The sequence below is a fragment of the Streptomyces sp. NPDC001157 genome (genome assembly GCF_053598255.1).
The window spans coordinates 102409-125573 of the sequence record NZ_JBSFJW010000016.1 but is presented as its reverse complement, the minus strand read 5'-3'; the positions used below and the strand labels follow the sequence as shown (position 1 = coordinate 125573).

Annotated in this window: 19 protein-coding genes and 2 tRNA genes; 16 read left to right on the top strand and 5 right to left on the bottom strand. The window is 68.9% G+C overall.

The annotated features are described in order from the left end of the window. The first annotated feature begins 240 nt into the window (after positions 1-240). Entirely contained in the window at positions 241-2700 is a 2460-nt protein-coding gene (locus ACWDAG_RS26340) for a protein kinase domain-containing protein (RefSeq protein ID WP_450698081.1), read from the top strand. 80 nt (positions 2701-2780) lie between these two features. On the opposite strand, the gene ACWDAG_RS26335 is transcribed toward ACWDAG_RS26340, so the two are convergent. Then, complete coding sequence (locus tag ACWDAG_RS26335) at positions 2781-4208, bottom strand: amino acid permease (protein ID WP_450698023.1); 1428 nt, start codon at positions 4206-4208, stop codon at positions 2781-2783. Positions 4209-4425: 217 nt separating this feature from the next. Between ACWDAG_RS26335 and ACWDAG_RS26330 the strand changes: the two genes are divergently transcribed. Next, complete coding sequence (locus ACWDAG_RS26330) at positions 4426-4911, top strand: ribose-5-phosphate isomerase (protein ID WP_450698022.1); 486 nt, start codon at positions 4426-4428, stop codon at positions 4909-4911. Between the two features lie 217 nt (positions 4912-5128). After that, on the top strand, positions 5129-5938 hold the full coding sequence (locus ACWDAG_RS26325) for an Fpg/Nei family DNA glycosylase (protein ID WP_450698021.1): 810 nt from the start codon (positions 5129-5131) through the stop codon (positions 5936-5938). A 14-nt stretch (positions 5939-5952) separates the two neighbouring features. On the opposite strand, the gene ACWDAG_RS26320 is transcribed toward ACWDAG_RS26325, so the two are convergent. Then, the gene (locus ACWDAG_RS26320; RefSeq protein ID WP_450698020.1) at positions 5953-7242 is read right to left on the bottom strand and encodes a GNAT family N-acetyltransferase; all 1290 of its coding nucleotides are present in this window, start codon (positions 7240-7242) and stop codon (positions 5953-5955) included. Positions 7243-7404: 162 nt separating this feature from the next. Between ACWDAG_RS26320 and ACWDAG_RS26315 the strand changes: the two genes are divergently transcribed. Beyond that, entirely contained in the window at positions 7405-8595 is a 1191-nt protein-coding gene (locus tag ACWDAG_RS26315) for a PP2C family protein-serine/threonine phosphatase (protein WP_450698019.1), read from the top strand. Positions 8596-8599: 4 nt separating this feature from the next. Continuing rightward, a complete protein-coding gene (locus tag ACWDAG_RS26310; protein WP_450698018.1) occupies positions 8600-9067 on the top strand; it encodes an HD domain-containing protein in 468 nt (155 codons plus the stop codon). Positions 9068-9171: 104 nt separating this feature from the next. Here the strand turns inward: ACWDAG_RS26310 and ACWDAG_RS26305 are convergent, their stop codons facing one another. After that, positions 9172-10260 carry an acyltransferase family protein gene (locus tag ACWDAG_RS26305; RefSeq protein ID WP_450698017.1) on the bottom strand — a complete coding sequence of 363 codons (1089 nt, stop codon included), beginning with the start codon at positions 10258-10260 and terminating at the stop codon, positions 9172-9174. Positions 10261-10856: 596 nt separating this feature from the next. On the opposite strand from ACWDAG_RS26305, the gene ACWDAG_RS26300 reads away from it, so the two are divergent. Beyond that, entirely contained in the window at positions 10857-11051 is a 195-nt protein-coding gene (locus ACWDAG_RS26300) for a hypothetical protein (RefSeq protein ID WP_016435177.1), read from the top strand. 163 nt (positions 11052-11214) lie between these two features. Continuing rightward, the gene (locus ACWDAG_RS26295) at positions 11215-11622 is read left to right on the top strand and encodes an SseB family protein (RefSeq protein WP_450698016.1); all 408 of its coding nucleotides are present in this window, start codon (positions 11215-11217) and stop codon (positions 11620-11622) included. 70 nt (positions 11623-11692) lie between these two features. Here ACWDAG_RS26295 and ACWDAG_RS26290 read toward each other — a convergent pair. Continuing rightward, positions 11693-11763 (bottom strand) — tRNA-Gly (locus ACWDAG_RS26290). A 130-nt stretch (positions 11764-11893) separates the two neighbouring features. Here ACWDAG_RS26290 and ACWDAG_RS26285 point away from each other — a divergent pair. From ACWDAG_RS26285 to clpX, 5 genes are all read left to right on the top strand, one after another. Next, positions 11894-11970, top strand: a tRNA-Pro gene (locus tag ACWDAG_RS26285). A 224-nt stretch (positions 11971-12194) separates the two neighbouring features. Continuing rightward, positions 12195-13592: a trigger factor gene (gene tig / locus ACWDAG_RS26280; protein ID WP_450698015.1), complete on the top strand. Its 1398-nt coding sequence runs from the start codon at positions 12195-12197 to the stop codon at positions 13590-13592. A gap of 341 nt (positions 13593-13933) precedes the next feature. Beyond that, complete coding sequence (locus ACWDAG_RS26275) at positions 13934-14539, top strand: ATP-dependent Clp protease proteolytic subunit (protein WP_344402975.1); 606 nt, start codon at positions 13934-13936, stop codon at positions 14537-14539. A gap of 70 nt (positions 14540-14609) precedes the next feature. Further along, on the top strand, positions 14610-15290 hold the full coding sequence (locus ACWDAG_RS26270) for an ATP-dependent Clp protease proteolytic subunit (protein WP_450698014.1): 681 nt from the start codon (positions 14610-14612) through the stop codon (positions 15288-15290). A gap of 178 nt (positions 15291-15468) precedes the next feature. Beyond that, complete coding sequence (gene clpX / locus ACWDAG_RS26265) at positions 15469-16758, top strand: ATP-dependent Clp protease ATP-binding subunit ClpX (protein ID WP_030934339.1); 1290 nt, start codon at positions 15469-15471, stop codon at positions 16756-16758. Between the two features lie 80 nt (positions 16759-16838). On the opposite strand, the gene ACWDAG_RS26260 is transcribed toward clpX, so the two are convergent. Beyond that, positions 16839-17804, bottom strand: a complete 966-nt coding sequence (locus ACWDAG_RS26260; protein ID WP_450698013.1) for a hypothetical protein — start codon at positions 17802-17804, stop codon at positions 16839-16841. 137 nt (positions 17805-17941) lie between these two features. On the opposite strand from ACWDAG_RS26260, the gene ACWDAG_RS26255 reads away from it, so the two are divergent. The 4 genes from ACWDAG_RS26255 (at position 17942) to ndk (ending at position 23085) form a co-directional block, all read left to right on the top strand. Then, positions 17942-20566 carry a valine--tRNA ligase gene (locus ACWDAG_RS26255; RefSeq protein WP_450698012.1) on the top strand — a complete coding sequence of 875 codons (2625 nt, stop codon included), beginning with the start codon at positions 17942-17944 and terminating at the stop codon, positions 20564-20566. A gap of 171 nt (positions 20567-20737) precedes the next feature. Continuing rightward, positions 20738-22225 (top strand): bifunctional tetrahydrofolate synthase/dihydrofolate synthase, encoded by a 1488-nt coding sequence (folC, locus tag ACWDAG_RS26250; protein WP_450698011.1) that lies wholly within the window; start codon positions 20738-20740, stop codon positions 22223-22225. Between the two features lie 6 nt (positions 22226-22231). Continuing rightward, entirely contained in the window at positions 22232-22600 is a 369-nt protein-coding gene (locus ACWDAG_RS26245) for a DUF4233 domain-containing protein (RefSeq protein ID WP_450698010.1), read from the top strand. A gap of 71 nt (positions 22601-22671) precedes the next feature. After that, positions 22672-23085, top strand: a complete 414-nt coding sequence (ndk, locus tag ACWDAG_RS26240; RefSeq protein WP_030934323.1) for a nucleoside-diphosphate kinase — start codon at positions 22672-22674, stop codon at positions 23083-23085. The last annotated feature ends 80 nt before the right edge of the window (positions 23086-23165 follow it).

The following is a 23165-nucleotide window of genomic DNA, read 5'->3' as shown; positions in this document are numbered from 1 at the left end:
GCGCCTGAATTCGCAGTACTTGAAGAGCTACCACAAGATTTCTCCGCACTATGCTGGTACGCCGTGAAGTGTGACCATTGTGTTTCAGTCGGGGTGCGATCGAGGTAATCAAGACAGCTGAGGGAATTTCGGTGGCTGAGGGGGTGCAGCGGATTGCCGGGGAATGCGAGGAGCGGCGGAGTTCCAGGGTTGCTGGTGACGGGGCGCTATCGGTTGGTCGAAAGCATCGGCCAGGGGGGAATGGGGCGGGTGTGGCGAGCCGCCGACGAGATGCTCGACCGCCCGGTCGCCGTCAAGGAGATGCGGATAGACGGCCTGGACGCGGAGGACACCCGCACCCGCCGCGAACGCACCCTGCGGGAGGCCAGGGCCACGGCCCGGATCGACCATCCCAATGTCGTGCGCGTCTACGACGTCGTCGACGAGGGCGAACGCCTGTGGATCGTGATGGAGTTGGTGGTCGGCCGCTCCCTCGAACGGATGATGGTGGAGGAGGGGCCGCTGGGGCCGGGTGAGACGGCACGGATCGGGCTCGGTCTGGTGACGGCGCTGCGGCAGGTGCACGCACGCGGTGTCCTGCACCGGGACATCAAACCGGGGAACGTCCTGGTGGAGGACAGCGGCAGACGCATCGTCCTCACCGACTTCGGCATCGCCGCGATCCAGGACGCCAAGGCGCTCACCATGGTCGGCATGCTCGTCGGCTCCCCCGACTACATGGCCCCCGAACGTATCGCCGGGCGCCCCCAGGGCCCACCGTCGGACGTGTGGTCGCTGGGCGCGACACTCTGCGCGGCCCTGGGCGGCCGCTCCCCCTTCTCCCGCGACACGACCCTGGCCACACTGCACGCGGTCCTCTACGAGGAGCCCGAACTCCCTGCCGCGGCAGGCCCCCTGCGCGACATCCTGGCGGCCCTGCTCGAAAAGGACCCCTCGATCCGCCCGACCCTGCACGACCTGGAGGAGGCCCTGCGCCCGATCGCGTACCCGGCACCCACGCCGACTCTTCCCGTGGGCGGGGGAGAGAGCGATGGTGCGGTGGCGGAGGAGGAGGGGCGCGGGGCGGCGACGGAGTCCGGCCGACCGACAGACATGGAAGAGCCGCCCGAGTCCCAGGAGCCACCCGGTACCGAACCGGTCGAGGGTGCCGATCCGACCCCGGCCGCTGCTCCTGCGGCCGAAGGGACGGCGCGTGCCGAAGCCGAGCAGGCCTCCGGGGCCGACACCCCCGGCCCCTCGGAGCCGCTCCCGACCATCCCCGCGGCCTCGAACGAGGGGCCCACCCCTGCCTACCTGGACACCCGTCTGGTACGCGCCGCACGCGACCCCAGGCAACCGGCCCCCGCCCCCATCGAGGACGCGGTACCCCAAGAGCTGCCGGACACCCACGACTTCGGCCGAGACCGACCCCCGGCCGCGACCGCCGTCCCTGAGGCCTCGCACAGCCGCACGGCAGCACAACAGCCTCCCGCCCCACCCGCGGCGACGGCACCCCCGTCTCCGACAGCACCCCCGACACCCTCCGCGCCCTCAGCACCTCGCGAGCCCCACAACCCCACGGCACACATCCCCATCGAGGACGCGGTACCCCAAGAGCTGCCGGACACCCACGACTTCGGCCGAGACCGACCCCCGGCTCCGACCGCCGTCCCTGAGGCCTCGCCCAGCCGCACGGCAGCGCAACAACCGCCCACGCCACCCACACCTTCCGCGCCTTCGGTACCGCCCGAGCTCCACAACCCCACGCCACCCGCCCAACTCACCGCAGCCGCCTCCCAGGCGCCCCTCGCCCCGCAGCACCCCAACGCCTCCACAGAAGTCCCCTCCGAACTGCGCTCGGAGGTCCGCTCCGAGACCTCGTCCGCCAGCTCCGCGCCCCCCGCACCCCCACGGCCCGGTGTCTCACTTGTCCGCCCCCAGCCGGTCACCCAACAGCGCCCCGCGCATCGGAACGGCTCCGACCCCGCACCACTCGCGCACCCAGGCATCCAGCAGAGCCGCCCCGCGCTGGGCCCCCACCCCCTGCGTGCCCCCCAAGGCGGCCCCCTCCCGGGCCCGACCGGCCCCGCAGGCTCCCATCGCGGTCGCCGCCGTGCCGTGCTCGGGGCCGCCGTCGGTCTGGTGGCGGCCGGTGCCGTCGTCGCCGTACTCCTTCTGACGAACTCCGGATCGCCCGGCGGTGACCACGCAGGCTCCTCGACGTCACCGACGACGTCCGCCACCACACCCCCCAGCAGCCCGTCGCCCACCGTGGAAGGCACGTCCAGGCCGCAGAGCCTGCCGCCGGGTGCGCACCGGGAGGCCGGTGGGTTCGCGTGGGCGCCGCCGCAGGGCTGGCGGCGGGATCTGAAGACGGGGGCGGAGGTGCACTACACGTCACCCGACGGCGCACAGGAACTGGTCGCCAAGTCGTCCCTCGCCCGCGGCGACCTGATGGAGACCTGGCAGAAGTCGGAGCAGGACGCCCACCAGGGGCAGGACTACCGGAAGATCCGCCTGGAGAAGACGACGTTCCGCGGCAACCCGGCCGTGGTCTGGGAGTACACCTTCACCCTCAAGGGCACGCCCTGGCACGCCCGGCTGCTGGGCTTCGACCAGGACGGGAAGTCGTACCAGATCAACACCTGGTACCAGCCGGAGACCGAAGCCCAGGCCGTCAAGACCTACGACAAGGTCAAGGACAGCTTCACGGTGCTGTGAGGCGCAGCGGCGAGCAGACGAGAGACCCGCGGTGCTCACAGCACCGCGGGCCCCTCATGCCGCACACAACACCGCTGACGTCAGCGGGACTTGACCTTGTCCCGGCCCTGCACCTCCGCCGAAGACGTGCCCGCGGCGACCGCCCGGCCGCCCCCGCGCACCTTCTCCTTCACCACGGCGACGACCAGCACGACCGCGGCGACAAGCAGCGACAGCAGTACGGTCTCGCGCCCGTCGTGCTCCGTGTCCGTGAGCATGTAACCGAGCACGAACACGATCAGCGCGGCCGTCGCCCATGTCAGATACGGGTACAGCCACATCTTCACCACCAGCTTCTCCGGCGCCTCGGCCTGGATGATCTTCCGCATCCGCAGCTGCGAGAAGCAGATGACCAGCCACACGAAAAGGGCCACCGCACCACTGGAGTTGACCAGGAAGAGGAAGACCGAGTCCGGGAACTTGTAGTTGAAGAACACGGCGACGAACCCGAAGACGACGGACGCGACGATCGCGGCCAGGGGAACGCCCCGCGAGGTCGTCCTGGCGAACGCCTTCGGCGCGTCCCCCCGCTCACCGAGCGAGAAGGCCATCCGGGAGGCCGTGTACAGCCCCGAGTTGAGACAGGACAGCACCGACGTCAGCACGATGAAGTTCATGATCTGACCGGCGTGCGCGATCCCGAGCGAGTCGAGGGCGGCGACGTAGGAGCCCTGCTTCTTGATCGACGGGTCGTTCCACGGCAGCAGGGTCACGACGACGAAGATCGAGCCCAGGTAGAAGACGCCGATACGCCAGATGATGCTGTTGGTCGACTTGGTGACGGCCCGCTGCGGGTCCTCCGACTCACCCGCCGCCAGTGTCGCGATCTCGCTGCCCATGAAGGAGAAGACGACCAGCAGTACGCCCGTGAGGATCGCGCCGGGCCCGTTGGGCAGGAAGCCGCCGTGGCCGGTGAGGTTGCTCAGGCCGGCCTTGTCGCTGTCGACACCCGGCAGCACACCGAAGACCGCGAGCCCGCCGACCACGATGAACGCACCGATCGCGACGACCTTGATCCCGGCGAACCAGAACTCGAACTCGCCGTAGGAACCGACCGAGACGAGGTTGGTGGCGGTCAGCACCGCCATCACGATCAGGGCCCAGCCCCACTGCGGAACGGCCGGCACCCACCCCGCCAGGATCTTGGCCCCGGCGGTGGCCTCCACGGCGAGCACCACGACCCAGAAGAACCAGTAGAGCCAGCCGATGGAGAACCCGGCCCAGCGGCCGAGCGCCCGGTCGGCGTGCGCCGAGAACGAGCCGGAGCTCGGGTTGGCGGCGGACATCTCGCCGAGCATGCGCATCACAAGGACGACGAGCGTGCCGACGAGGGCGTACGACAGGAGGATGCCCGGTCCCGCGGTGGCGATACCGGAGCTGGAGCCGACGAAGAGGCCGGCGCCGATGACGCCACCGATGGCGATCATCGACAGATGGCGGTTCTTCAGTCCCGCCTGGAGTCCAGTCATGGGGGAATTCCTTTGCGCCGGGTGAGCGGTCCCGTACGGGTCGCGTACGAGTTGGTCCAGTGAAACGGAGGTAAAGGAATTCGTGAACCTTTGAATCCAGATCGTTACTTGAGGTTTTCTTGAGGTTCCATGGTGTGAACTGTTGCGCGGGACCCGCTTCCTTCCCGGCCGACACCCGAGGCTGCCGCCCGGAAACAGCCATGTCACACTCGGAACCATGCGCGTGTATCTCGGCTCCGACCATGCGGGCTTCGAACTCAAGAACCACCTCGTCGAGTGGCTCAAGGCGGCAGGACACGACCCCGTCGACTGCGGCCCCCACATCTACGACGCCCAGGACGACTACCCGCCCTTCTGCCTCCGCGCCGCGGAGCGGACGGCCGCGGACCCCGACTCCCTCGGCATCGTGATCGGCGGCTCCGGCAACGGCGAGCAGATCGCCGCGAACAAGGTCAAGGGCGTCCGCGCGGCCCTCGCCTGGAGCGAGGAGACGGCCTCCCTCGGCCGCCAGCACAACAACGCCAACGTCGTGGCGGTGGGCGCGCGCATGCACACACAGGAGGAGGCGACAAAGTTCGTCGAGACCTTCCTGGGCACCCCGTTCTCCGAGGACGACCGCCACATCCGCCGCATCGACATGCTCACGGCCTACGAGACGACGGGCGACCTCCCCCCGATCCCGGCACACCACCCGCAGCAGTAGCCCTCCCGGCCCGTCCGTCGTTCACTTTTCGGCCGGGCGGGCACTCTCAGCCCGTCCGGCGTTTGAGGACGAGGCCGTTCAGGCCGATGGGGGTCCAGGGGGCGGAGCCCCTTGGGCGGGGCCGAAGGGGCGGCAGCCCCGGGGGACGGGAACGGGTAAGGGCGGCGGGGGCGAACAAACCCACGCCCACCCCGCCCGCAGACGAACAGGAGCCACCGTGCCTGAGGGGCACACGATCCACCGTTTGGCCAAGGACTACGCCGCCCGCTTCCTCGGCACGACCCCCCACGTCACCAGCCCCCAGGGCAAATTCTCCGACGCCGCAGAACTCCTGAACACCGCCGAACTCACCCACACCGAGGCCCACGGCAAACACCTCTTCCTCGGCTTCCGGGACACGGACTGGGTCCACATCCATCTGGGCCTCTTCGGCAAGGTCACCTTCGGCGACGCCCCACCACCCCCACCCACGGACACCGTCCGCCTCCGCCTCGCGAACGCCACGTCGTACGTCGACCTCCGCGGCCCGACCACCTGTGCGCTCATCACGGACACCGAGAAGCACGCGATACACGACCGCCTCGGCGCCGACCCCCTCCGCGAGGACGCGACCCCACAGACGGCGTACCGCCGAATCTCCCGCAGCCGTACGACGATCGCCGCACTCCTCATGGACCAGAAGGTGATCGCCGGCGTCGGCAACGTCTACCGCGCCGAGGTCCTCTTCCGGCACAACATCGACCCGTACCGCGCGGGCAAGGACATCACCCCCGCCGAGTGGGACGCGATCTGGTCCGACCTGGTCGAGCTGATGCACGAGGGCGTCCGCAACAACCGCATCGACACCGTCCGCCCGGAGCACACCCCCGAGGCCATGGGCCGCCCGCCGCGCGTCGACGACCACGGCGGCGAGGTGTACGTCTACCGCCGGGCCACCCTGCCCTGCCACATCTGCGGCGGCGAGATCCGCACCGCCGACCTCGCCGCCCGCAACCTCTTCTGGTGCCCCACCTGCCAACAGCGCTGACGCGCCGCCAGGGCCTAGAACCCGTGCGCCAGCCAGGGCGCCACCGTCGAGCCGAAGGCGAGCGACGCCTCCGTCAGCGCGCCCGGGCGCAGCTCGCGCACCCGGCCGGCCGCCGCCAGCGACGCCAGCGGGACGCCGCCGAGGTACGCCGAGCCCAACTCCCGTACGGACAGGGCGAGATCGGCCGCGTCCGCCGTACGCTCGCACGAGGCGCCCTTCGGGTCGCCGGTCAGCCGCCAACGGCCCTCGTTCCAGGGGCAGAACGCGTCCTCGACCTCCAGCACCACGTCCACCGGTGTCTGGTAGGTCCGCGCCTGGAGCGCCGCCCCGACGTCCACCAGCCGTACGTGCAACGAGTCCCGGACCAGCAGGGCGCAGCGCCGGATGTCGGACACCAGGTACTGCCACGGCTCGTCCAGCGGCCGCCGCCGCGTGTCGATCTTCGACGTCAGGTCGATCCCGAACAGGAACCGCCACAACGCCGCGTGCGCCGCCGGGTCCAGCGCGTCCACGTCCTGTACGACCACCGTGCCCTTGGGGCCCGCGGGCTCCCAGTCCCGCTTGATCCGGAAGCGCGCGTACCCGACGACCTCGCCGCCCGCCCGTCTCCCACCACCACCCTCAACCGAAGTCGCTTCGCTCCCCCCAATTCGCTCCGCGAGTACGCACTGCAGCGGCGACGCACCGTCCCGCTCGCTCTCCGTGTCGAGCAGCCACAGCCGCTCCCAGCCCGGGATCCGCGCCACCATCCCCGGCCGCCGCGCCACCAGTTGCGCGTACACCGCCTCGCAGGCGTCGAGCACATCGGCCGGGTCGGCGTACCGCAGCCGTACGTCATCGGTGCCGGGCGGCACGGACAGCCGTACCCGAGTCGTGTCGATCTCGGCATTGACGTGGTACGTCCCGACGCCGTACCCGAACCGCCCGTAGATCACCGGCTCGGACGCGGTCAGGACGGCCAGCGGCTCACCCCACGACCGTACGTCGTCCAACTGGCGCCGCATCATGGACGTCAGCACCCCGCGTCGGCGGTGCGTGGCGGCCACGCTGACCATGGTGACGCCCGCGGCCGGCACCGCGGCCCCGCCGGGCACGGTCAGCCGGAAGGAGAACGCGCCCGCCGTACCCACGCACACATCACCGTCCCAGGCACCGATGGAACGGTCCGTCTCGGTGAGCTCGCGCCACAGCGCCCGCTCCTCGGCCGACTCCGGAACCCCACCGAAGGCGCGGATCAGGTTGTCGTACCACTCGTCCCAGTCGTCCTGGCGCAGCACGCGCAGTTCAGTCCCGTCAGTCCGCATGAACCATGCCTACCAGGGCATTGCGGGGCGAGCGAGGGAATTTCGCCTTGGCGGACCCGCGACGGCTTTCTGTGAAGTTCACTGTGAAGTTGAACCTCGGACGGGGGACAAGTGGGACCTCCCGTGCCAAGCAGCTGGTCCGATGGATAGGGTCCCGAACTAATGGCAGCAGGACGAGAGCGGCGCGCAGAAGCCGAGACGTTCACGGCCCGGTTGAAAGTGCAGTGGCACCGGGCCCGCGTCGGCCTGCGCAGAAGCGCCGTGGACTACTTCCGCGGGGACGGCTCGGACTGGGTCGCGCTGGCCGGTCTGCTGCTCACCGTCCCGCTGATCGCGGCCGTCACGCTCGCCAACTCGGTGTGGTGCTCCCCGGCCGTCCTGGTCCTGCCGATCGTCGCGGGCGGCCTGCTGCTGCGCCCGGCGAGCCTGCTCGGTCTGTACGCGGCCGCGGCCACGGCACTGATCGTGGAGTCGGTGAAACTGGGGCCCTATACGGAGGGCCCTTCCCGTGTCACCCCGGGCGTCGTGCTGGTGGTGGCCGCCTGCGGCTTCTTCGGCCTGCTCATCGCCCAGTTCCGCAGCCGGGTCGGTGTGCCCTGGCGGCGCGGCGGCACCATGCTCTTCGACCTGCGCGAACGCATCCGGGTGCAGAGCAAGCTGCCGCAGCTGCCGGTGGGCTGGCACCGCGAGATGGCGCTGCGGCCGGCGGGCGGCCAGTCCTTCTCGGGCGACTTCGTGGTCGCCGCCCGCACCAACGGCGGCCGCACGCTGGAGGTCGTCCTGACGGACGTCTCGGGCAAGGGCATGGACGCGGGTTCGCGCGCCCTGCTCCTGTCGGGGGCGTTCGGCGGCCTCCTCGGTTCCCTGCCCCCGCACGCGTTCCTCCCGGCGGCCAACGGCTATCTGCTCCGCCAGGACTGGGACGAGGGCTTCGCGACCTCGATCCACCTCGTCCTGGACCTCGACTCGGGCGACTACGAGCTCTACTCCGCGGGCCATCCGCCGGGTCTCCAGCTCAGCGCGGGCAGCGGCCGCTGGGAGGAGAAGGCGGCCGAGGGCCCGCTCCTGGGTGTGTACGACGGTGCGCAGTTCGACCCCGTGAAGGGCTCGCTCCGCCCCGGTGACGTGTTGATGCTGTTCACAGACGGCCTGGTGGAGACCTCCGACCGGGACATCGTCGAGGGCATCGACCGCCTCACGGGCGAGGCCGACCGCTATGTCGCCGGCGGCTTCCACGGCGCCGCCTGGCACCTCATCGAGGCGGTCGCGAAGGACGTGAACGACGACCGCGCACTGCTGCTGATCTGCCGGGAGGGCCCGACGGCGGCCTCCCCGCCGCCGACCCTGGGATGAGCCGATGACCGAAACCCCTCGGGTGCCGATGACCCTCGCCGAGGTCGAGGCCACCGCCCGCGCCGCCCACGAAGGCCAGACGGACAAGGCGGGACGCCCCTACGCCGAGCACCTCCGGGCCGTCGCCGAGGGCGTACGCGCACGTGGCGGCGACGAGGAACAGACAGCGGCAGCCTGGCTCCACGACGCCGTCGAGGACGACGCACTGTCCGAACAGTGGCTGAACGAGGCGGCGCTGAGCCGCCGCACGAAGGACATCGTCCTGGCGGTCACCAAGCGCGCGGGGGAGAGCCCGGAGGCGTACGCCGAACGGATCCTGTCCACGCCGGGCGCACTCCTGGTGAAGGAGTCGGACCTGGCACACAATGCAGATCCCGCTCGCCTCGCCCGCCTCGATGACGAGGCCACCCGCACACGGCTGACCGAGAAGTACGCAAGGATGCGCGCACTTCTCGGCCTACCTCAGCAGTAGCGCCCCAAAGGGGCACGGGGCTGTATCGATATGCGGCTCCGCCGCGTGGGCGCGATCAACTACGACGAACCCGCAGACGCGAGACGACATATCGTGGCAAATCCTCAGGCGTTGGCCATCTCGCGCTCCCGCGCAACCCCCGCCGCATCCCGCCGGAAGGCCCACCTCATCTCAGGCTCCATTGCGAACTTGAAGACCCGCCGCACCGGCGAGCTGCACAGCAACGTGACGGCCCCGGCGAAAGCCACCGTCACAAAGATCTCCCCCAACGGCCGGTGCAGCCAATCCGGTTCGAACCAGCCGTAGAACTCGCCGGCCTTCACGAGGAAGCCGTGCAGCAGATAGCCGTAGAGCGTGCCCGCGCCGAGCGCCGTGAACCACATCCTCCGGCGCGGCACCCAGGCGAAGAAGCAGGCGGTCAGCAGCAGCGAGCAGCCGAACAGGGCGAGCACCATGACCGGTCCGGTCCACCACGGCGCGGCCATCTCCTGGGCGGCGTCCCGGTGGTAGAACCACGCGGTGTTCATCCGCGGCACCGCCCACCATCCGACGGCCATCGCGGTCGCGAAGACCGGCACCGCCAGGATCCGCATCTTCCGCGTGCGCACCGTCTGGAAGTGCTCGGGCTTCATGCACAGGCCCAGCACGAAGTACGGCAGGAACTGCAGGACGCGCTGGAGGTCGAGGTCGTTGCCGATCTCCGGCGAGACCGACCCGAACATCGCGATGCCCAGTGCGATGGGCAGAGGCCAACGCAGGTTCTTCCACAGCGGGGTCGTCAGTCGCCAGATGAACAGCGCGATCAGGAACCAGGTGAGGTACCAGGGGTCGAGCAGACTGACCGTCATGCTCGGGTCGTGGTCGCCGTAACGCTTGAAGAGGGTGTACGCGGTCTCGAAGACGATGTACGGCACGAGGACGCCGGTGACCAGTCGTCTGAGGCGGTCGGGGCGCATGTCGAAACTGCGCGAGAAGTAGCCGGAGATGATGATGAACGCCGGCATGTGGAAGCAGTACACGACGGTGTACGCGGCCTCCAGGATGCGGCTGTCGCCCTTCAGCGGCTCCCAGGAGTGGCCCATCGCGACCAGCACGATCGCCAGGTACTTCGCGTTGTCGAAGAACGAGTCGCGCTGTTTGCCGGGTTCGGAGGGGTTGTTCTGCTGTTTCTGCGGTGAGCGCGGACTCGGCACGCCCGACGCCGGCGACTGTGCCGGAGGGAGCGGCGCTTTCTTGGCGGCGTGAAACATCTGAGGCACCCTAGCGCCGCCTGTGGGTTTTCGTAAAACTCCCCACGTCGTTCCTGCCAATTGGCTTCGGATACCCGAGATTAAGGGAAGTTGACAACCTGATGGAGGTGACGGTCAACACACCATTACATGTCCTGGTTGTCACGACTCATCCCGACTAAGCGGGGCATATGACCAGGGGGCGACTCCGGTGGAATGTCTGCTTCATTGACCTTTTGGAGGGCCGGTGTTGGTGGCTCCGCGGTGCCCGTGACAACAATTCGAAATACCCGCGAACGCGTTGTGTGGACATGGAAACGATCTCGCTGAATTTCGTGTGCGGGTGCACCCTCGAATTGCTGTGCGACAGGCGGGTGTTGGGGATCTCGGACGGGCCGCGCCCGCATGGCCGAGGCAAAGGTCCGGCACAGGTGTGACCGACGATGCCTCACCTGCCGCATACGGGGGCCTCGTTGGTGGCACGATGGTTCTGGCGGGGGTGCGCGGGGCTGGCACTCCCGGGCCGGGAGAGCGGACCGACCGAGGGTGTGTGATCAGTTGTGGCCATTTCACTGTCAGTGGTGCTGCTGTTGGCGATCATCCTGGTGGTGTTGATCAGGGGAGGCTCGATCAAGGCCGGCCCGGCGATCGTCGCGGTGCTCTTCGGCTTCTTCCTCGCATCGACCGGCATGGCCCCGTCGATCAACCGGTTCCTGAACTCGATAGCGGAGACCATCAACTCGATCAGCTTCTGATCCGGGGGATGCTCCGCCGGCGGAGGACGCGGACGCCGCCGTGCCGCGCCCCTGGGCGATCACGCTCTGCGCCGGTCCGGCTCCGCCCTGCATGATCGTGGCGATCGCGGGTAGCCGACGTCTTGGAGTGTGGACTCGTGTACGCGCGCAAGGGTGTGGGGCCATGACCGAGATCCCCGCCGAGCTCTTCGAGGCGGTGGCGCGGGACGCTCTGCGGGATCTGGGCAGAGCACCCGATCGCCTGGCCCTGGAGGTGCTGTCGGGCTGCGATGTGCTGATCCCGGCGGTCAGCGGAATCCGCTACGCCCGCGACCGCAGCGAGTTCGTGCGCTTCGTGCTCCCGGTCGTCGAAAGCGTGCAGGACGCCCCCGCGGTCATGGTCTTCACCTCGGAGGAGCGCCTGCTCAGGGCCTTCCCTCAGGTGCCCTGCTACCGGCCCGTCACCCTGCGCCAGCTGGCCGCGCACTGGCCGACCGACGAAGTGGTGCTGGTCATCGATGCCGGGGACGAGGACTCGCTGACCCTGTCGGCACACGAAGCGCGCTGGCTGCTGGCCCGCTGCCTCATCTGAAACCGGCCTCGCCGAAACGATCGGGGCCGGGCCGGAGGAAGATCCTCCGGCCCGGCCCCGATGTGTGGAGAGCGGGCGACGGGAATCGAACCCGCGTAGCTAGTTTGGAAGACTAGGGCTCTACCATTGAGCTACGCCCGCACAGCACGCGCCGCAGGTCAGGTGACTGCGGCACAGGAGGCATCGTAGCGGGTCGGGCCCCCTCGGTGCACACCCCGTAAATCCGGCAGCTGCACTGCCTGCGGCCATGTACCCTACGTGTCGCACCTGACGGGGTGTGGCGCAGCTTGGTAGCGCGTCCGCTTTGGGAGCGGAAGGCCGTGGGTTCAAATCCCGCCACCCCGACCACCGACCGGTCAACACCGGTCACCCCGGGCGATCGCCTTGCTTGATCGCCTTTGGGGCGTTCAGCGGCTGCGGTTACTATGCAAGCTGCGCGCCCGTGTGTCTCATCCGCAGGAATCCACTGGACCACCACTGGAGATCCTTAGGACGTCCTCCGGGCGGCGAAATCCGCCGGACCAGTCTGGCTCCGGCAGAAACCAAGAAGTCAGCCACAAGGAGACCGAACCGTGAAGAGCGCCGTGGAGACCCTGAACCCGACCCGGGTTCGGCTCACTGTCGAGGTGCCCTTCGAGGAGCTCAAGGACAGCCTCGACGCGGCGTACAAGAAGATCAACCAGCAGGTCACGGTGAAGGGCTTCCGGAAGGGCAAGATCCCGGCGCGCGTCATCGACCAGCGGTTCGGCCGCGGTGCGGTCCTGGAGGAGGCGGTCAACGACGCGCTTCCGAAGTTCTACACCGAGGCGGTCAACGAGGCCGACCTGAACGTCCTCGGCCAGCCCGAGGTCGACATCACGGAGCTGAAGGACGGCGAGACGCTGAACTTCACCGCCGAGGTCGACGTCCGCCCCGCCCTCGAGATCCCGGACTACTCCGGCATCGAGGTCGAGGTCGACGCCGTCGAGGTCACCGACGAGGACGTCGACAAGTCGGTCGAGCAGCTCCGCGAGCGCTTCGCCGCGACCTCCCCGGTCGAGCGCGCCGCCGAGGACGGCGACGTCGTCACCATCGACCTGGAGGCCAAGGTCGAGGGCGAGGTCCTGGAGGACGGCGTCGCCAGCGGCGTCTCCTACACGATCGGCTCCGGCGAGCTCCTCGACGGCATCGACGACGCCGTGAAGGGCCTGGAGGCCGGTGGCGAGGCCACCTTCACCTCCGAGCTCAAGGGCGGCTCGGCGGCCGGCAAGGAGGCCGAGGTCACCGTCAAGGTCACCCAGGTCGCCGCCCGCGAACTGCCCGAGCTGGACGACGAGTTCGCGCAGCTCGCCTCCGAGTTCGACACCCTGGAGGAGCTGAAGGCGGACAGCCGCAAGCGCCTCGAGAACATGAAGCAGTACGACCAGGCCACGCAGGCCCAGGAGCGCGTCCTGGAGAAGCTGCTCGAGCTGGTCGAGGTCCCGGTCCCCGAGAAGCTGCTCGAGGACGAGATCAACACCCGTAAGCACAACCTCGAGCACCACCAGCTCGGCCAGATGGGTCTCGACCTCGAGAAGTACCTCGAGATCCAGGGCAAGACGGTCGAGGAGTTCGACGCCGAGACCAAGGAAGCCGCGGTCAAGGGCATCAAGACCCAGTTCGTCCTCGACGAGCTGGTCAAGCAGGAGAAGCTCAACGTCAACCAGGAGGAGCTCACCGAGCACCTCATGCGGCGCGCGGCCTCCTCCGGCATGTCCCCCGACCAGTTCGCCCAGGCCGTCGTCGAGGGCGGCCAGGTGCCGCTCCTGGTCGGCGAGGTCGCTCGCGGCAAGGCCCTCGCGGTCGTCGTCGAGGCCGCCACGGTCAAGGACACCAACGGCGAGGTCATCGACCTGGACGACGAGGACGAGGTCGAGACGGCCGCCGAGGTCGCCGCGGAGGCCACCGAGGCCGACGCCACCGAGACGGCCGAGGAGAAGACCGAGGGCTGACGCCCACGGCGCCTTGCAGTTCGTAGGACGGGCCCCGGGTCGTATGACGACCCGGGGCCCGTTTGCCTCCCCAGGGGCGCGGGGCTGTGCCGATGTGCGGCTCCGCCGCGTGGGCGCGAACAGCCCCCACTACCCGCAGTGGCCGACGAACGGAAAGTACCCACGACGCTACGCCCCCGGCGAACACCCCCCTCTGCGGGATTCCCCGAAGGGACCCGCGCGTTAGGGTCCATGAATATGGGGGCAGTCAACTCCGCGAAACCGCCGGAGGCCCCCCGCAGGGAAACGTGAGACGGCCCGGCGCCGTCGTAAGACGAGCAGGTGGATACGTGACGAATCTGATGCCCTCCGCCGCCGGCGAGCCCTCCATCGGCGGTGGCCTCGGCGACCATGTCTACAACCGACTGCTCAACGAGCGGATCATCTTCCTCGGCCAGCCGGTCGACGACGACATCGCGAACAAGATCACCGCGCAGCTGTTGCTCCTTGCCGCAGACCCGGACAAGGACATCTACATGTACATCAACAGCCCGGGCGGCTCGATCACGGCCGGCATGGCGATCTACGACACCATGCAGTACATCAAGAACGACGTGGTGACCATCGCCATGGGCCTCGCGGCCTCCATGGGGCAGTTCCTGCTCAGCGCGGGCACCCCCGGCAAGCGCTTCGCGCTGCCGAACGCCGAGATCCTGATCCACCAGCCCTCCGCCGGCCTGGCCGGCTCGGCCTCCGACATCAAGATCCACGCGGAGCGGCTGCTGCACACCAAGAAGCGCATGGCCGAGCTCACGGCCTTCCACACCGGCCAGTCGGTCGAGCAGATCACCCGCGATTCGGACCGCGACCGCTGGTTCGACGCCGACGAGGCCAAGGAGTACGGCCTCATCGACGACGTCATCCCCACGGCCGCCGGAATGCCGGGCGGCGGCGGTACCGGGGCCTGAGCCCCACCGCGGGGCCCGTACGGCCCCGCACAGCCCCCAGCCGACCGCCTCAGCTCCTAGGAGACAGACAGTGAACGACTTCCCCGGCAGCGGCATGTACGACCGCTCACGCGCCGAGTACACGGGCCCCACGGCGGAGTCCCGTTACGTCATCCCGCGCTTCGTCGAGCGCACCTCACAGGGCATCCGCGAGTACGACCCGTACGCGAAGCTCTTCGAGGAGCGCGTGATCTTCCTGGGCGTCCAGATCGACGACGCCTCGGCCAACGACGTCATGGCGCAGCTGCTGTGCCTGGAGTCGATGGACCCCGACCGGGACATCTCGGTCTACATCAACAGCCCCGGCGGCTCCTTCACGGCGCTTACGGCCATCTACGACACGATGCAGTTCGTGAAGCCGGACATCCAGACGGTCTGCATGGGCCAGGCGGCCTCCGCCGCCGCGATCCTGCTGGCCGCCGGTACGCCGGGCAAGCGCATGGCGCTGCCGAACGCCCGCGTGCTGATCCACCAGCCCTACAGCGAGACGGGCCGCGGCCAGGTCTCCGACCTGGAGATCGCCGCCAACGAGATCCTGCGGATGCGCGCGCAGCTGGAGGAGATGCTGGCCAAGCACTCCACCACGCCGATCGAGAAGATCCGCGAGGACATCGAGCGCGACAAGATTCTCACGGCCGAGGAGGCGCTCTCGTACGGCCTGATCGACCAGATCATCTCCACCCGGAAGATGAACAACGCGGCCGTCCGCTAGTCGGAGGCTGTATCGTCTGCCGCCCCTTGGCACGGTAAGTGCGCTTTGACACGCTGCACGTCAAAGTGAACCGCGCCAAGGGGGGCCCGAACGGGGGGCCCGGCAAGGTACCGTCGGATTAAGGCAGCACCAGGAGCCGCTGGATTCAGGCGTCTCCCAGGCGAAGGGGAAGCACACCGTGGCACGCATCGGTGACGGCGGCGATCTGCTCAAGTGCTCGTTCTGCGGCAAGAGCCAGAAGCAGGTCAAGAAGCTCATCGCAGGGCCTGGTGTGTACATCTGCGACGAGTGCATCGACCTCTGCAACGAGATCATCGAGGAAGAACTCGCGGAGACGAGCGAGGTGCGCTGGGAGGAACTTCCCAAGCCGCGCGAGATCTACGAGTTCCTCGAGGGCTACGTCGTCGGCCAGGAGCCGGCGAAGAAGGCCCTCTCGGTGGCGGTCTACAACCACTACAAGCGCGTCCAGGCCGGCGAGAACGGCGGCGCCAACGGCCGCGACGACGCGATCGAGTTGGCGAAGTCCAACATTCTTCTGCTGGGACCGACCGGCTCGGGCAAGACCCTCCTGGCCCAGACCCTGGCCCGCATGCTGAACGTCCCGTTCGCCATCGCCGACGCGACGGCGCTCACGGAGGCGGGCTACGTCGGCGAGGACGTCGAGAACATCCTGCTCAAGCTGATCCAGGCGGCCGACTACGACGTCAAGAAGGCCGAGACCGGGATCATCTACATCGACGAGATCGACAAGGTCGCGAGGAAGAGCGAAAACCCGTCGATCACACGCGATGTGAGCGGCGAGGGCGTCCAGCAGGCCCTGCTGAAGATCCTGGAGGGCACGACCGCTTCCGTGCCCCCGCAGGGCGGCCGCAAGCACCCGCACCAGGAGTTCATCCAGATCGACACGACGAACGTCCTGTTCATCGTGGGCGGCGCCTTCGCGGGTCTGGAAAAGATCATCGAGTCCCGGGCGGGCGCCAAGGGCATCGGCTTCGGTGCGACGATCCGCTCCAAGCGCGAGCTGGAGGCCAAGGACCAGTTCGAGGACGTCATGCCCGAGGACCTGGTCAAGTTCGGCATGATCCCCGAGTTCATCGGCCGCCTCCCCGTCATCACCTCGGTCCACAACCTGGACCGCGAGGCCCTGCTCCAGATCCTGGTCGAGCCCCGTAACGCCCTGGTGAAGCAGTACCAGCGCCTTTTCGAACTCGACGGTGTGGAACTGGACTTCGAGCGCGAGGCCCTGGAGGCCATCGCCGACCAGGCCATCCTCCGCCAGACGGGCGCGCGAGGGCTTCGGGCCATCATGGAAGAAGTCCTCATGTCGGTCATGTACGAGGTCCCGTCCCGCAAGGACGTCGCCCGCGTGGTCGTCACGGCGGACGTCGTCCACTCGAACGTGAACCCGACGCTGATCCCGCGGGACGCCCGCAACGGCCGCGGCCCGGGGGAGCAGAAGACGGCGTAACCGCCGCACCGCACACGGCGAAGGGGCCCCGGTCGACCGACCGGGGCCCCTTCGTGGCTCTGTGCCCGAGGTGTACGGCGTCAGGCCTTGACGCGCACGTCGTTGCGGACCTTGGCGGTCAGCGCCGCCGCGTCGTCCATCGATGTGGTCTGGCCCGAGGCCAGTGCGGCCATGTCGTACGAGAGCACGTATGTGAGGGTGCTGTGGTCACCCCAGATGCAGAACGGCATCTTCATGGTCTGGCCGGACGTCGTGGTCTCGATCACCTGGCACTTCATGATGCCGTTCTCGAAGCCGGCGGGCTTGAACTCCTGGGGGCTGCCCACGAATTTGCCCTCGGAGGAGCTGGAACTCTTCGTGGACTCCGTCTTCATCTGGGCGAACATGGCGTCGACGGTCTTCTCGGGGTCGTCGATGGTGCCGTACACGCCCGCGAACATCAGGCTCTTCGCGGAGAGGCCCGATCCCGAGGTGTAGGCCGCGCTGACGTCCTTGGCGTTGTGAACGCCCATCGCCTCGGTGTCCTTGATGTCCTTGTCGGACATCCCGTCGGCCTTGGAGTCGCTGCCCTTCTTGTACTGCCCGGAGACGATCGTCGCCGGCGTCGTCAGCTTGTACGTCCCGTCGTTCGCGATGCTGCTTCCGCCGCCGGAGCCGCCGTTGCCGCTGGTCACGAACCACACCCCGACACCGATCGCGGCCACGACCGCCACCGCGCCGATGATCAGGCCCGCCTTCTTGCCGCCGCCCCCGCCGGGCACCGGCGGCTGCGGGACGGTGTACGGCTGCTGGCCGTAAGGGTCCTGACCGTAGGGGGGCTGCTGCGGGTAGCCGTAGCCGGGCTGGGGCTGCGCCGGGGGAGCCTGCTGCGGGTAGCCGTAACCCGGCTGGGGCTGGGGCTGGGGCTGGGGCGGAGGGGCCTGCTGGGGGTAGCCGTAGCCGGGCTGGGGGGCCTGCGGCGGCTGCTGGCCGTACGGGCCCGGCTGGCCGTACGGACCGGGCTGCTGGGGCTGCCCGCCGTACGGGCCCGGCTGGTTGTAGCTCATTACTGGGTTCCCCTCCAGAATGTTTATGTGGTGCCGACATCCTGGCGCAGACACGGACAGCGCACCGCATCGGGGCCCCCACCGTTACAGAGCAAACACGTTTCGGGACATGCCTGCGACACCCCTAAACTGACCCCGTGACCGAGAACGCTCAGCAGCAGCCACCAGCGCCCGACACCGAACTGCCGACCCAGTACGCGCCGGCCGATGTAGAGGGGCCGCTGTACGAGCGCTGGGTAGAGCGCGGTTACTTCGAGGCGGACGAGAAGAGCGACAAGCCGCCGTACACCATCGTCATTCCGCCGCCCAACGTCACCGGCTCGCTGCACCTCGGGCACGCCTTCGAGCACACCCTCATCGATGCGCTGACACGTCGTAAGCGCATGCAGGGCTTCGAGACGCTCTGGCAGCCCGGCATGGACCACGCCGGTATCGCCACCCAGAACGTCGTCGAGAGGGAGCTGGGCAAGGAGGGCAAGTCCCGGCACGACCTCGGCCGTGAGGCCTTCGTCGAGCGCGTCTGGCAGTGGAAGGGCGAGTCCGGCGGGCAGATCAGCGGGCAGATGCGGCGCCTCGGTGACGGTGTCGCCTGGTCCCGTGAGCGCTTCACCATGGACGAAGGGCTCTCCCAGGCCGTTCAGACCATCTTCAAGCGCCTCTACGACGACGAGCTGATCTACCGCGCCGAGCGCATCATCAACTGGTGTCCCCGGTGTCTGACCGCGATCTCCGACATCGAGGTCGAGTACCAGGACGACGACGGCGAGCTGGTCAGCATGAAGTACGGGGAGGGGGACGACACCATCGTCGTCGCCACCACTCGTGCCGAGACCATGCTCGGTGACACGGCCGTCGCCGTTCACCCCGACGACGAGCGCTACAAGCACCTCGTCGGCAAGCTCATCAAGCTCCCGCTGACCGACCGCTCCATCCCCGTCGTCGCCGACACCCACGTCGACCCCGAGTTCGGCACGGGTGCCGTCAAGGTCACCCCGGCCCACGACCCGAACGACTTCGAGATCGGCCAGCGGCACGACCTGCCGGCCATCGCGATCATGGACGAGCACGCCGTGATCACCGCGCACGGCCCCTTCCAGGGGCTCGACCGGCTAGAGGCCCGCTCCGCCATCGTCGCCGCCCTGCGCGCCGAGGGCCGGATCGTCGCCGAGAAGCGGCCCTACGTCCACTCCGTCGGCCACTGCTCACGCTGCAAGACCACCATCGAGCCGCGGCTGTCCATGCAGTGGTGGGTCAAGGTCGGCCCGCTCGCCAAGGCCGCCGGTGACGCGGTCCGCGAGGGCAAGGTCAAGATCCACCCGCAGGAGATGGAGAAGCGGTACTTCGACTGGGTCGACAACCTCCACGACTGGTGCATCTCGCGGCAGTTGTGGTGGGGTCACCGGATCCCGGTCTGGTACGGCCCGAACGGCGAGGTCGTCTGCGTCGGTCCCGACGACGAGGCTCCCACCGGGGAGGGCTGGCGCCAGGACACCGACGTCCTCGACACCTGGTTCTCCTCCGGCCTGTGGCCCTTCTCCACGCTCGGCTGGCCCGAACAGACCGAGTCGCTCGCGAAGTTCTACCCGAACTCCGTCCTGGTCACCGGCTACGACATCCTCTTCTTCTGGGTCGCCCGGATGATGATGTTCGGCCTGTACGCGATGGACGGCACCCCGCCGTTCCACACCATCGCCCTGCACGGCATGGTCCGCGACCAGTTCGGCAAGAAGATGTCGAAGTCCTTCGGCAACGCCGTCAATCCCCTGGACTGGATGGACAAGTACGGCAGCGACGCCCTCCGGTTCACCCTCGCCCGCGGCGCCAACCCCGGCGTCGACGTCCCGATCGGCGAGGACTGGGTCCAGGGCTCCCGCAACTTCGCCAACAAGATCTGGAACGCCACCCGCTTCGCGCTGATGAACGGCGCGACGGTGGAGGGCCCGCTGCCGGACGCCTCGAAGATGTCCGCGACCGACCGCTGGATCCTCTCCCGCCTCAACTCCGTCGTCGCCGAAGTCGACGCGCTCTACGAGGACTTCCAGTTCGCGAAGCTCTCGGACGCGCTCTTCCACTTCGCGTGGGACGAGGTCTTCGACTGGTACGTCGAGCTGTCGAAGACGACGTTCATCGCGGGCGGCGAGGCGGCCGAGGTCAGCAAGCGGGTCCTCGGTGAGGTCCTCGACGTCACCCTCAAGCTCCTCCACCCGGTCGTCCCCTTCGTCACGGAGACGCTCTGGACCACCCTCACGGGCGGCGAGTCGCTCGTCATCGCCGAGTGGCCGAACGACAGCGGCTTCCGTGACGCGGCGGCGGAGCGGGAGATCGAGACCCTGCAGTCCGTCATCACCGAGGTCCGCCGGTTCCGCGCCGACCAGGGCCTGCAGCCGGGCCAGCGCGTCCCGGCCCGTCTGACCCTGGACGGCACGGACCTGGCCCCCCACGAGGCCGCCATCCGCCAGCTGCTGCGTCTGCAGCCGGAGGGCGACTCCTTCACGGCCACGGCGACCCTGCCGGTCGGCGGTGCGGAGGTCGCGCTCGACCTCTCCGGCACGATCGACGTCGCTGCGGAGCGCAAGCGCCTCGCGAAGGACCTGGCGGCCGCGGAGAAGGAGAAGGCCCAGGCCACGGCCAAGCTGGGCAACGAGGCATTCCTGGCGAAGGCCCCGGACCAGGTGGTGGACAAGATCCGCGGGCGGCTCGCCAAGGCGGAGGAGGACATCGCCCGGATCCAGGCCCAGCTGGACCGGCTGCCGGAGGCGTAGGCGTTTATACGGCGCGGAGGGCCCCGGAGTCTTCAAGACTCCGGGGCCCTCCGCGCCCCTCAGGGGCGCGGGGAACTGCGCGACCAGCCACAACCGACCCGCAGCCGCCTGGCAACCTTTGCCATCCCACTCCGTGGGCACGCTGTCAGTCCACGTCCGTAGACTGACCCCGTGAGTGAAAGCGACGACCCTTTCGACGAGATCATCGCGGCCGAGACCGACCGGGACCCGGATCTCGCGATCATCGAGGCCGGCAGCCGCACCCTGCGCACCCAGGGCGGAGCCCCCAGCGCCGACGTGCCGGCACGACCCGAGGACCCCGAGGTCGACAAGGCTCTCCGCGAGGTCGAGGCCGACCTGGCGACCCGCTGGGGCGAGACCAAGCTGGAGCCGTCGGTCAGCCGTATCGCCGCTCTGATGGACGTCCTGGGCGAGCCGCAGCGCTCGTACCCCTCGATCCACATCACGGGTACCAACGGCAAGACCTCCACCGCCCGCATGATCGAGGCTCTCCTCGGCGCCTTCGAGCTGCGCACCGGCCGGTACACGTCCCCGCACGTCCAGTCGATCACCGAGCGCATCAGCCTCGACGGCGCCCCCATCTCCGCCGAGCGCTTCATCGAGACGTACCACGACATCAAGCCGTACATCGAGATGGTCGACGGACAGCAGGAGTACCGGCTGTCCTTCTTCGAGGTGCTGACGGGCATGGCGTATGCCGCCTTCGCGGATGCGCCGGTGGACGTCGCGGTCGTCGAGGTCGGGATGGGCGGCTCCTGGGACGCCACCAACGTCATCGACGGGGACGTCGCCGTCGTCACCCCCATCGATCTCGACCACACCGACCGGCTGGGCGAGACGCCCGCCGCGATCGCCACCGAGAAGGCCGGCATCGTCAAGCAGGACGCGACGGTCATTCTGGCCCAACAGCCGGTGGACGCGGCGCAGGTGTTGCTGAAGAAGGCCGTCGAGGTCGACGCCACCGTGGCCCGCGAAGGGCTGGAGTTCGGGGTCGTCTCGCGGCAGGTCGCCGTCGGCGGGCAGTTGCTCACCCTGCGCGGCCTCGGCGGCGAGTACGGCGAGGTGTATCTCCCGCTCCACGGGCCGTACCAGGCGCACAACGCCGCCGTCGCGCTCGCCGCGGTGGAGGCGTTCTTCGGGGTCGGCTCCCAGCGGCCCGAGCCGCTCGACATCGACACCGTCCGCAAGGCCTTTGCAGCCGTCTCGTCTCCGGGGCGGCTCGAAGTCGTACGGCGCTCGCCCACCGTCGTCCTGGACGCCGCCCACAATCCGGCGGGCGCCCGCGCCACCGCCGAGGCGGTCGGTGAGGCCTTCGACTTCAGCCGGCTGATCGGTGTGGTCGGCGCGAGCGGCGACAAGAACGTACGAGGAGTGCTGGAAGCCTTCGAGCCGATCTTCGCGGAGGTCGTCGTCACGCAGAACTCCAGCCACCGCGCGATGGACGCCGACGAGCTCGCCGCGATCGCCGTGGAGGTGTTCGGCGACGAGCGCGTCCAGGTCGAACCACGGCTGCCGGACGCCCTGGAGGCCGCGATCACGCTGGCCGAGGAGGAGGGCGAGTTCGCGGGCGGCGGCGTGCTCGTGACCGGCTCAGTGATCACCGTCGGCGAGGCCCGGCTGCTGCTGGGGAGGGGCTGACAACTCGTGCGTACGCTCTGTGCTTCGACCCTGATCGGCGAGTTCTTCGTGATCGGCTTCGCCGGACTCGTCGCCATGAAGGACCCCGACCTCGCCACATCGACGGTGTGGACGGTCAGCGGCATCGCGATGTTCCTGTGCGTGGCGCTGTGCGGTGTCGTGACGCGGCCGGGCGGCATCGCCCTCGGCTGGGCCCTTCAGGCCGCCCTCGTCGCCTCCGGCTTCGTCGTCCCGACGATGTTCTTCCTGGGCGTGGTCTTCGCGGCCCTGTGGTGGGCCTCGGTGCACTACGGAAGAAAGATCGACGAGGCGAAGGCGCGGTTCGCCGCGGCGGAGACGGGCTCGGCGGGCTCCTCCACACCTGACGCTGTGTAACAGGGGCCCGGACACGCCCTGTAATCTTCGAACACCCCCGCACCATCCTTGATCTTCTATAGGAGCCCGCAGTGACCCAGCGCACCCTCGTCCTGCTCAAGCCCGACGCGGTCCGCCGTGGCCTGACCGGCGAGATCATCAGCCGTATCGAGCGCAAGGCCGGCTGGCAGATCACCGCGCTGGAGCTGCGCACCCTGGACCAGGAGACCCTGGAGCAGCACTACGGTGAGCACAAGGGCAAGCCCTTCTACGAGCCGCTGGTGGAGTTCATGGCCTCCGGTCCGGTCGTCGCGCTGATCGTCGAGGGCGAGCGGGTCATCGAGGGGCTGCGCGCGCTCGCCGGCCCGACCGATCCGATCGCCGCCGCCCCCGGCTCCATCCGCGGCGACTACGGCGTGATCGTCCGCGAGAACCTGATCCACGCCTCCGACTCCGAGGAGTCCGCCGAGCGCGAGGTGAAGATCTTTTTCCCCGGCCGCGGTTGAGCGACGAACCTATGAATTTTTGAGTGACCGTCAGGTCGCTCGCCCGTCTGACCTGGGGCGGCCGAGAGTTTCCGGCCGTC